Raw genomic sequence first — 2,041 nt, 5'->3', positions numbered from 1 at the left:
CCTGCTGGACGCGCTGCGCGCGGGCGGCCAGACGCGGCCGCGCGCGCTCGAGCGGACCGAGCCGGCCGAGCAGGCCGTCCGCGATGCCGTACAGGATGCCGGCGAGCTTGTCGCGCTTGTCGCGCTCGACGAGCGCGATCTGCACGACCTGCCACACGGTCAACAGGTTCGGCACGATCGCCACCGGAAAGCGCAGCCCGTACTGCATCCCGAGCTGCACCGCATTGCGCGCGCTGTAGTAGCGCCGTTGCCACGAGTGATTCATCGACGTCATTTCAAAAGGGCCGAATGCATGCCGCTGCTTCGCGCCGATCCGGTGCGGCAGCACCAGCGACGGCACGACATAGAGCGGCACGTTGCGCGCGAGCGCGCGGAAGCTGTACTCGGTGTCGACGTGATCGATGAACAGCGTCTCGTCGAAGCGGCCGAGCAGGTCGAACGCGACGCGCGACACGACGCAGCCCGAGGAGATCAGGAACGCGCAGCGCTGCAGCGGGGCGTCCGGCGCGAGGCGCAGCCGGCGCAGCGAGATCCCGTTCGTCGCGAGTTCGGGCAGGAAGCTGCGCGCGTTCTCGTCGAAGATGCGCGGGCCGGCGAGGAATGCACGCCCCGCGAGCCCCGCGCACGCGTCGCGCATCGTCGCGAAGTAACCGGCCGGCACCGACGAATCCTGGTCGAACAGCGCAACGGCATCGACGTCCCGCCGAAACAGCGCCGCGAGCCCCGCGTTGTACGCGCCGGCGATCCCGCCGTGGTTGCCGTGATGCAGCAGCGCGATGCCGTCGCGCGCGCACAGCTCGCGGGCGCGCGTATCGGGCTGCGGCGTGTTGTCGACGACGAGCAGCGCGTCGCACGCGTGCCGCCACGCGCCGAGCGCCGCGAGCTGCGCGTCGGTCGGGTGATACAGGATCACGAGTGCGCCGAGTGTCGTCATGCCCCTCTCCTCAATGTCCGAGCGAAACCGCGGCGCCGCGCTTCGGCCGCGTCAGCCACATCATCGCGGCGAGCACGACGCAGGTCACGCTCGCCATCCAGAACATGTCGCCCGTCGCCATCATGTACGCCTGCTGCATCACGACCTGGTGCAGGGTGGATAGCTCGCGCACGCCATCCACGCCCATCGCGTTCAGCGTGTGCACGAAGCGCTGCGTGTTCGTCGATGCGTGCGTGACCGATTGCGACACGACGTCGTAGTGATAGGTCGCGCGGTTGTCCCACAGCGTCACGCTCATCGCGGTGCCGAACGCGGCGGACAGCGTGCGCAGGAAGTTCGACAGGCTCGACGCCGCCGCGAGCCGGTCGTCCGGAATGCGCGACAGCGTCGCGGCCGTCAGCGGAATGAAGAAGCACGGCAGTCCGATCCCCTGGATCAGCCCGGGCGCGGCGATCTGCGCGAACGTCATCTTCAGCGTGAAATGCGCGTCCCAGGCGAGCACGGCCGCGAACACGAGGAAGCCGAACGTCGCGAGCACGCGCGCATCGAAGCGGTGCGCATGCAGGCCGACGAGAATCGAGAACACGAGCGCGAGCACGCCGAGCGAGGCGGTGGCGAGGCCCGCGTGAAACGCGTTGTAGCCCATCACCGCCTGCATCCATAGCGGAAACACGACGCCCACCACCGAGAAGCTCATCATCCCGAGCGAGATGATCAGCACGCAGAACGAAAACGTGCGGTCGCGAAACAGGCTGAGGTCGACGACCGGATGCGCTTCGCCCGCCTCCCAGATCAGCAGCGACACGATCGCGAGCCCGGCGACCACCGCGAGCGTGACGATCAGCGGCGAATCGAACCAGCCCTTGTCGTGACCGAGATCGAGCATCGCCTGCAGCGACCCGACGCCGATCACGAGCAGCACGATGCCCGGCACGTCGATCGGGCCGGCCGCGCCGCGCTGCGTATCGGGGCGCAGCATCGCGGTGCACACGGCGAACGCGAACAGCCCGATCGGCAGGTTGATCAGGAAGATCCACGGCCACGAGAAGCTGTCGACGATCCAGCCGCCGACCACCGGCCCGAAGATCGGCGCGAGCAGCACCGTCA

Annotated in this window: 2 protein-coding genes; both read right to left on the bottom strand. The window is 68.7% G+C overall.

Annotated elements, in window-relative coordinates; genetic code table 11:
- On the bottom strand, positions 1-934 hold a 934-nt coding region (locus tag F3J14_RS34560; protein WP_166726710.1), incomplete at its 3' end, for a glycosyltransferase family 2 protein.
- A gap of 10 nt (positions 935-944) precedes the next feature.
- Positions 945-2,041 (bottom strand): DHA2 family efflux MFS transporter permease subunit (locus tag F3J14_RS34555; RefSeq protein ID WP_166726709.1); only part of this gene is annotated, 1,097 nt, incomplete at its 5' end.

Source organism: Burkholderia sp. Tr-862, from assembly GCF_011753085.1.
Classification (GTDB): domain Bacteria; phylum Pseudomonadota; class Gammaproteobacteria; order Burkholderiales; family Burkholderiaceae; genus Burkholderia; species Burkholderia ambifaria.
Note: the sequence above shows the minus strand (reverse complement) of the source record. Positions and strands in the feature narration are given on the sequence as shown.